The sequence below is a fragment of the Flavobacterium sp. GNP011 genome (assembly GCF_056428925.1).
On sequence record NZ_JBWJVJ010000033.1, the window covers coordinates 1 to 8749 of the forward strand.

Genomic DNA, 8749 nt, shown 5'->3' on the forward strand with positions numbered 1-8749 from the left:
CTCGATTGTACAAAATATGAAAAGAAAAAAAAATTTTTAATTCAAGAGGCATAATACTGCCAATTAAGGTTTAACAATTAAAATGGAAGGTGTGTTATTTAGCCAAATACTTTGTGAGTCAATTAACTTCTTCCAACTCTCTAAACTAATTATCATTAAATGTTGTTGCTTCAAAAACTCTTTACTCATTGTTTTCTCACTCATCATCATTATATGATTGGGTGCTATTTGTTCAATTGATCGAATTGTTTCTTGCATATTAGAATTGTTTTTTACAAAATCTAAGGAATCTATAATTGTAATTTGTGATCCATTATTATGAATAAGCTTTTGCGCAAATTCAATCAAAAAAGAATCCTCATTACTAAAAATAGGTATAAAAATAGTATCAAGATTTTCTAATCCTTTATCAACTAAAATTCCGACTGACATTTTACTGTTAGTTAAAATCTGTCTAGTGTTTTCATCAAAAGGAGAATTTTCAAACAGCCCTTCTTTCCCTGTAATCTTGTCTAATAATCGGTCTGGATTTATGATTCTTGTTGTGAATCCTAATACTTTGCCTAATAAAGTACCTTCAAATATAGATTGTCCTAAACCAATTAATAAAAAATCATATTCTCCTTTATTAGCGGTTTCAATTATTTCAGAATTAACATCATTTGATACTTTAAACTGTGTAATAATATCTTGATTTAATTGCTCTGACTCAGCTAGAACAGGTATAAAAACTTCTTTTTCATAATCTTTCAAATCAAATGAATGTAGCTCTGAACTCGACGACAAATGCAAAGTTGTAACAATGGTATTTTTAGTTTGCTTTCTTACCAAGCTATTAGCAACCCTCAACAACGTTTTCCCTTTATCAGGTGTTGCAAAAGATATCAAAATTTTAAACTTACTTTTATTCTCAATGGCATCAGGAATAAAAGTTGACTTGTTTTTAAAAATATAATTAATCAAATCCAATGCTGGTCCCGTCATAAAAGTAGTAACCAAGGCCATTATAACCATCATGGTAAACACTTCTGTCGATAAAACCCCTAAGTCATATCCGATGTTTAAAACTACTAATTCCATCAAACCCCTAGTATTCATTAAGGCGCCGATTGATAGGCTATCTCTCCAATTGTGACCAACAAATTTTGCAGCTAGAGCACTTCCAAAAAATTTACCTATAACAGCTACTGCGATTATAACTGCTGTCATTTCCCATAAATTTGGATTATCTAATAAGCCTATTTGAGTGCGTAAACCCGTAAAAACAAAGAATAAGGGTAGTAAAACAATCACAGATACATCTTCTACTTTTTCTATAAATACGGTTCTGAATTTAGTGTTTTCAGGCATAATAGCTCCAGCCATAAATGCGCCAAACAAAGCATGTATACCTATAAGCTCAGAAACATATGATGAAAATAATAAGGTTAAAAAGAAAATAGCCACCACTGGTTTATTTAAACTTTCCTTAGTGTTGTTAATCTCAGCAACTCTTTTAAGGAATGGGCGGACAACTTTTAGCATTACTACTACATAAAGTACCGCCAAGCCGATAACATATAGTGAACTGGTAAATGATCCTGCTTTAACAATTGCTATAACAGCTGCTAAAATACACCAAGCTGTTACATCATCAGCGGCAGCACAAGTAATAACAATAGTACCCAGTTTAGTTTTATGAATACCACGTTCTTGTACAATTCTGGCTAAAACAGGAAAGGCAGTAATACTCATAGAAATTCCTAAGAACAAACTATACGAAGAAAATTCAATCCCTTTGGGAGCAAAGGAAGAATAAGTAAAATAAGCCAATGCTACTCCCAGAGCAAAAGGAATTATAATACTAGCATGACTAATAACAACAGCATCATGGGCTTTGTTTTTTAAGGATTTTAAATCCAGTTCCATCCCAATAACGAACATAAAAAAGATTAATCCAATTTGGCTTAAAAACTGTAGATTACCTAAAGACTCCTTTGGAAAAAGAAAGGCTGAAAATTCAGGATAATACATCCCAATTAATGAGGGACCCAAGACGATACCTGCGATGATTTCGCCAATTACAGAGGGTTGCCCAATTTTTCTACAAATCCACCCAAAGCATCGTGCGGCTAAAATTATCGTAATTATTTGAGCTAAAAGGATAGATAATGGATGCTCTAGATTATGTTGCATTGATATTGTAAAGCTTTCCCAATGTCCATTCTCTTTTGGGTTAGCAACAATATTTTGTCCTATTTCTAGTAACTTACCTTTAAGAATAATCCAATACATTAAAGAGGAAAAACCACCAATAATTATCAAGTAAAATACGGAGCTTTTGATACCTTTCATACACTGTTGTTTTAAAATTGAATTCTATTTTTAGTGCAAATATGAGAAGTCATTTACGAGAAAAAGAACGAATCTTATAGTAATTTTAATGCAATGTAATAAGCTGGTAAAACTTTGTAACAAGTTATATTTTTAGCATTTGCAAGAAGTTGGAACGGTAGGTATCGCTTAGAACCAAACTAATGAATTTACCATCTTTGAATTTATTTTTAAGCACAATTTCGCTGTGATTATAATACTGTATTGCTTCTAATGCAAGAATCTCTTTTTTGTTTATTCTACAAAAAAGATCTTTCGGTAATTGATTTAGAATTGATTCGAAATTTATGTTCTTTAAAATTACTATTGTTCCATTGACAGTAAGAACTTCTTTATCTCTGCTGTCATTATCAGCAGGTTTTATGTAAACAATGTCACCCATGTATAAAATTGCCTTACCCTTATCGGTATTAATTGGAATAAACCCTTTAGAATCTTTTATTTTTTCATGTTGCACAACTGCTTTGGTAATGGCTTTTTGTAAACGCTCCTTAGAAACAGGTTTTATTACATAATCTACTGCATCTATATCAAAGGCATCAACAGCATATTTCTTATAAGCCGTTGTAAAGATTACTAGCTTGTCTTTCAGCATTCCTCCAAGTGTTAATCCATCAATTCCCGGCATTTCAATATCAGTTATACACAAATCAAAATCAAGAATTGAAATTTCTTGAAGCAATTTTTCAGGATTATTGAATGATTTAACAATCTCCAATTCTGGAATTTGTTCGCAAAGCATTTTAATGTAAATTAATCCAGGTAATTCATCATCCAATAAGATGCATTTCAGTTTTGTATTCAAGTAGATTTATTTTTAAATGTGCTGTATAAATAGTATCGTCAATAAAAGTATCCAGTTGGTATTGATTCTTGTAAATAATTTTAAGCCGTTGTTCCAAAGTAGTTATTCCGATTCCACTTCGTCCTTTTCTCATTGCTTTTTTATCTGAAATCTTATTTGATACTGTAAGTGAAAAACTATCATCTTTAAATTCAAATACTATAGTAATGAAAGCATCTGAACTTTGTAAATCGGCATGTTTAAAAGCATTCTCTATCAAGTCAATTGAAATTAATGGAGCCAATAATTGTTGCTCATAAAGTTTCTCATTCTCGTTAATTTTTTTCTTTACTTTCAATTCAAAAAGTGGACTAATCTTAATTTTATTAATCTCGATTAAATTTAGCGCAAATTCTATTTCCTGTTTTGGAGTAACTAACTTTTGTTGGCTGTCGTACAATATATAATCTAGAACATTAGCTAATTTATCAAGAGTGAAATAAGTTTGATAAGCATGTGATTGTATTGAATTGAGTATGTTTTTAAATAAATGTGGATTAAGGCGAGATTCTAAAGTATCTAATTTCAAATTATCAACTTTCATCTCGAGAGTATTGAATTTATCATGAAGTTCTTGCTTTGATTTATTTGTATGAAATAAACGCCAAGCCAAAAAACCAGAAAAAAGTAACAACAGAACTATAAAAAAAGAAAGTATCTCAATCATAACAACACTAAATAGTCAATTGACAAATTTAGGGTTATTTTTTTATAATTATTTAATAATTAACCTACGTAAAAATTATTCTAAACCAACGGGGATTATGGAAATTTAAAGGAATTAGAATAAATCAGATAATAAATGATTGTTTTAATCCAAAACTGTCACTTCATTCTAACGCTTTAAAAAATAAATGTGAACTAAGATGTTTGATAATTGCTAATAGATAGATTTTTAGTGCTATTTTCCATTTCTAGTGAAGTTCCAAAGCTGTATACGGTATATGATTTTCATAAGTCACTTTAGAAGCTTTCATATTAAGTCCTTTTTCACTGTACTTATCCATACCGCACAGCTCATACGTAATCGGACATCTATTCATCTTCCATCAATTTAACCATTACTGCTCCTATTAGATCATTTCCCATTGTTATAAGTTGAGAGAAATAATCTTTCTTATCAATTTTCACAATTCGTAGTAATCCCTCTAACATAACACCTTCAGGCAATAGCCCTTCAAAAAAGGGTGGAAAGAATGTATAGCTATATTTTTTCTGAGTTGTAGGCATGATCAATGAAACCGCTTCACCATCATAATTTTCATCATGCTCAAAATGGTAGTCGTTAGCAGCAATGTCCGTTAAAATTCCAGCTCTTTTCGCGTGTGCAAATACAATTGCTCTTCTCATAATTATTTATTTAAGGGACTTTTGAATTCCACTTTAATATTTAGCACTCGGAGTACTGCCAAGAGACTATTCAAACGAACTGTTTATTTATTTTTTTCAATATCAAAAACAGTGGTCTTCCCTGCTCCAGCTAAGTCGGCTAGTTCAAGTTGTGTCAATCCTGCTTTTTTTCGATGGTCTTTAATGAAAATCCCTAAATCAAAATCATCCATTTTATAATGTTTTAACGATAAAAAATAAACAATTTAATGGTTAAATTAATATTTTTTAAAACAAAATGATAATTTTTACTGTTTTAGCAGTAAAAATCTATTGAAAAGTAGTTTTAATTTTTGTACGAATAAAAACAAAAGCATTATTACTGCTATAACAGTAATAAATATTCTTATTGCATAATCAATTAATAAACTATCAATAAGAGTAAGAATGAAAATTGATGAAACAGGCTGTTTTAAAGCAATTAAGGATCAAAAAAATCAAACAGCTGTAATAGCAAAATTAGATAAAAGCCAAATGAAAGTTAAAAACACAAACTTATTGAAAAAGCAAATCAATTTTAAACTTACTGGAAATCAACACCTTTATCATTTAATTTTAAATAAATTTTTATAACTAAGAAATATTTATTAAAACAATATTGAATAATTTTAAAACTAAAAATGAAAGTGATGATAATTACTCTTATTAATAAATAGAAGATAATATTAGATTTTTTACAATCAAGATTGATATTATTGAAATCAGTATTCTAAAGTCAAAACCTGAAATTAAATAATTATAAAATTTACAATAAATTAATAATTAATTAATCATTTGTAATTTATCTCGATCATGATTTAATATAATTTAGGGAGCAGTAGCAGTGGTTATAAGAAATTATATATTCATCGATGAAAATACTTACGATAAATAGACAAGAATTGTATGAAAAAGTGTGGTTAATGCCAATAGTAAAGTTGGCAGAAGAATACATGATACCTAGTGTAATTTTGAGGAAAATATGTAAAAAAAATGACATTCCAATTCCACTAAAAGGACATTGGAATAAAATGAAATCTGATAAAAGTGTTTCTATAATTCCACTCCCTAAAAATAATATAGATGGAAAAATAATTATCAATACTATGAATACAGAGCTTAATTCAAGCTTAAATACTCCGTTAAAAAATATTATTAAGGAAAAAATAAGAAATAATACATCATTAATTTTTAAAGTAGCAGATCAATTGCAACGACCAGAAGATTTAATTTTAAAAACTAAAGCGCACTTTGAAGAGAAAAAAAATTTAGAATCTTTGAATCCATCAAAAGGAATGCTTCAAACAGACAGAGGTTTTCCGGATATTATAGTGTCTGTAAAAAACATTTCTCGATCATTAAGAATTTTAGATACTTTAATAAAAAATTTTAAAATATTAGGGTACAAAATTGATTTGCGTAAAACTGGCTTACATATCGTTTCTATCAACAATGATGAAATGAAAATTTACATTAGAGAAAAAAATGACACAAAAGATACAATCAATATTGATGGACAGAAATCAAGGGAGTTTATACCTAACGGAAAATTATCTGTCAAAATCAAATTATTTGGTTCATTTGATTTTTCAGATACAAATACACTATTGGTTGAAAATCAAATTGAAAAAATATTAATAAAAATTGAAAGCAAATTTAAAGAAATACAATACATAAAAAGTCAATTAAAAATTGAAAAAAATAATGATAATGAGTTTATAAACGTTCATGAAAATAAACAGAAACTTCAAGCAAATGAACTAAGCAAGTTTACCAAATTTTACAATGATGCACATCGATGGAAAAAATTCAAAATACTTGAAGAGTATTATTTTTCAATTGAAAACAAAGAAAATAAAAGTACAGAAATCGAAGAATGGCTTATTTGGGCAAAATCAAAATTAGATTGGTACAATCCAACTATTAACGCCCATGATGAATTATTAAATAACGTTGATAAAGACGATTTACATTTTTAAAATAAATTTGTAAAACGTTAACACAATTTATACAAATGTTCATCCTCACAAAACCAACAATTCAATATCTTCGTATCTGTGTGTGATAAAACATTTATTGAATTACAATTCTCTAAGCAAATGTAGTTTTAATCCGTTTAAATTATGAGTCATTTTTCAAAGATAGGTAACTGTGCTATTTTAATATTTGCTAAGAGTGCAGTTTGCGAAAATGAGTCAAAAAGAATATTAGATTCAAGTATCAATAACATGACGCTTTGGAGTACATTAAACAATAACGTATTAAAAATAACACAAAAATCAAAAATACCTTTTTTCGTTGTCAATGAATCCGCTCAGACGGGATTAACATTTGGACAAAAGTTAAGTAATGCCATAAATAACATATTCAATGAAGGTTATGAGAAGTTAATAGTTATCGGAAATGATTGTCCAGAGTTAAAGACAAAACACTTGCATTTAGTGCAGGATCATCTTCAAAAAAATGATTTCGTTTTTGGTCCAGATTATCGTGGTGGTGATTACATATTGGGTATATCAAAAAATAAGTTTAACAAACTAGATTGGGAAAATTTTGATTGGCAAACCAGAAATTTACATAAAAATCTAATCTCATTTTTTGCTGATGAAAAGGTTTTTTTGCTTCCATTTTTAAATGATATAAATTCTTCTTTCTCATTTAAGAAAGCAATTTATCAACTTCCTTACAATAGTTATTTAAAAAATATTCTTCTTTGTCTATCTTACAAATTACATTATGTATTTTGTTTTATTGAATATAAATTTTCTACTTCAATACTAATTATTTTAAATTATAGAGGACCACCAAGTTTAATTAGAACTTAGTGAAACACAAACCGAAATAATTTAAATAAAATCCAGATGAAACATCTTTATATCTGGGTCATGCTTTGTATATCTACAATTGCAATGGCCCAACAAGATTTGACTGTCACTGTTATAGACGATGCGACTAAAAAAATTGTACCAAATTATCCTATAACCTTACAAAATACGAGTAGAAATATCCTTTTAAATCAAATTTCTAATAATCAAGGAAAAGCCATATTTAGAAATTTAGAAGCGCTAGATGATTACCAAGTTACGTCAGAAATATCAAATGATTTTGCTGCAGAAAAGTCAAATTTGATAAGTATCCGTTCCAATCAAAATCCCAATTTGACATTAGTGTTACGAAAAAACACTACCGAGCAATTAAATGAAGTTATATTATATTCAGGTTCTACGACCAAAATAAATCGTCAAGATGCAGAAGTATCTTCAGAACTTAAAGCAGCAGAAATACAAGAAATTCCTGTTGAAGGTCGAGACATAACTAGAGTACTCTATCGATTACCCAATGTATCGCAGGCCACCGGATTTTATAATGAAGCACCCAACGTTAGTATAAATGGTGCTAATGGCTTATTTACTTCCTATTTAATTGACGGTATGGACAATAACGAACGTTTTCTTGGCGGACAAAAATTTGCCATTCCATCAGGATTTGTAAAAGATTTAACCGTTTTAACAAGTAACTTTTCCGCAGAGTATGGATTAACAGGAAGTGGCGTAATTGATGTTACACCACGTTCAGGTTCAAATGAATTAAAAGGGGAAACATTCTTTATAACGCGTCCAGGTCCAGCAATTGATAGTAAATCTACATTCGCTCAACGTGATTTATCTGGAAATCAAGTTAAAGATGGTTTTGCAAGATATCAAGCTGGTGCAGGCGTTGGTGGTGCTATAGTTAAAGATAAAACTTTCTATTATTTGAATTTCGAACATACTACAGACGTTAAAGATAATTTACTTAATGTGCCACAATTTGGTATCAATGAAACAGTAAGAGGAACAAATACATTTAATTATTTTTCTGCTAAAGTGGATCAAATTTGGAATCCAAATTTTAGATCATCTTTGCGTGCGAATGTTGGATTAGTTTCAATTGAAAGACAAGGCGGTGGATTAGATGGCGGTGCAACATTTCAATCAGCAGGGAATACGCAAGATAGAAATAGTATATTGATAGCTTTTAAAAATGCCTATTCTTTTGGGAAAATTTCTGCGGAAAGTAATATACAATATAGTAGATTTAGATGGAACTTCGCCAAACCGAATAACCCAACTTCTCCTCAAGTAGTAGTATTAGGAACAAACGATGAAACATTAGCAATATTAG

Annotated in this window: 10 protein-coding genes; 4 read left to right on the forward strand and 6 right to left on the reverse strand. The window is 29.3% G+C overall.

From position 1 onward, the window contains the following. Nucleotides 1-63: 63 nt before the first annotated feature. The 6 genes from AC061E_RS16300 to AC061E_RS16325 form a co-directional block, all read right to left on the reverse strand. A complete protein-coding gene (locus AC061E_RS16300) occupies nt 64-2334 on the reverse strand; it encodes a cation:proton antiporter (RefSeq protein WP_478287202.1) in 2271 nt (756 codons plus the stop codon). Between the two features lie 124 nt (nt 2335-2458). Next, nucleotides 2459-3178: a LytR/AlgR family response regulator transcription factor gene (locus AC061E_RS16305; protein ID WP_478287203.1), complete on the reverse strand. Its 720-nt coding sequence runs from the start codon at nt 3176-3178 to the stop codon at nt 2459-2461. Next, on the reverse strand, nt 3144-3761 hold the full coding sequence (locus AC061E_RS16310; protein WP_478287204.1) for a sensor histidine kinase: 618 nt from the start codon (nt 3759-3761) through the stop codon (nt 3144-3146). The genes AC061E_RS16305 and AC061E_RS16310 overlap by 35 nt, the downstream gene beginning before the upstream one ends. A gap of 370 nt (nt 3762-4131) precedes the next feature. After that, on the reverse strand, nt 4132-4260 hold the full coding sequence (locus AC061E_RS16315) for a hypothetical protein (protein WP_478287205.1): 129 nt from the start codon (nt 4258-4260) through the stop codon (nt 4132-4134). Next, nucleotides 4253-4567 (reverse strand): HipA N-terminal domain-containing protein, encoded by a 315-nt coding sequence (locus tag AC061E_RS16320; protein ID WP_478287206.1) that lies wholly within the window; start codon nt 4565-4567, stop codon nt 4253-4255. Before AC061E_RS16320 ends, AC061E_RS16315 begins: the two co-directional genes overlap by 8 nt. An 83-nt stretch (nt 4568-4650) precedes the next feature. Next, complete coding sequence (locus AC061E_RS16325) at nt 4651-4779, reverse strand: helix-turn-helix domain-containing protein (protein WP_478287207.1); 129 nt, start codon at nt 4777-4779, stop codon at nt 4651-4653. A gap of 214 nt (nt 4780-4993) precedes the next feature. Here AC061E_RS16325 and AC061E_RS16330 point away from each other — a divergent pair, with 214 nt between their 5' ends. The 4 genes from AC061E_RS16330 to AC061E_RS16345 all read left to right on the forward strand — a co-directional run. Then, nucleotides 4994-5179 carry a hypothetical protein gene (locus AC061E_RS16330; RefSeq protein ID WP_478287208.1) on the forward strand — a complete coding sequence of 62 codons (186 nt, stop codon included), beginning with the start codon at nt 4994-4996 and terminating at the stop codon, nt 5177-5179. 308 nt (nt 5180-5487) lie between these two features. Continuing rightward, nucleotides 5488-6564: a hypothetical protein gene (locus tag AC061E_RS16335; RefSeq protein ID WP_478287209.1), complete on the forward strand. Its 1077-nt coding sequence runs from the start codon at nt 5488-5490 to the stop codon at nt 6562-6564. A 144-nt stretch (nt 6565-6708) separates the two neighbouring features. After that, a complete protein-coding gene (locus AC061E_RS16340) occupies nt 6709-7410 on the forward strand; it encodes a DUF2064 domain-containing protein (protein WP_478287210.1) in 702 nt (233 codons plus the stop codon). Between the two features lie 36 nt (nt 7411-7446). Next, nucleotides 7447-8749, forward strand: a 1303-nt coding sequence (locus AC061E_RS16345; RefSeq protein WP_478287211.1) for a TonB-dependent receptor, incomplete at its 3' end; no start/stop codon positions are given.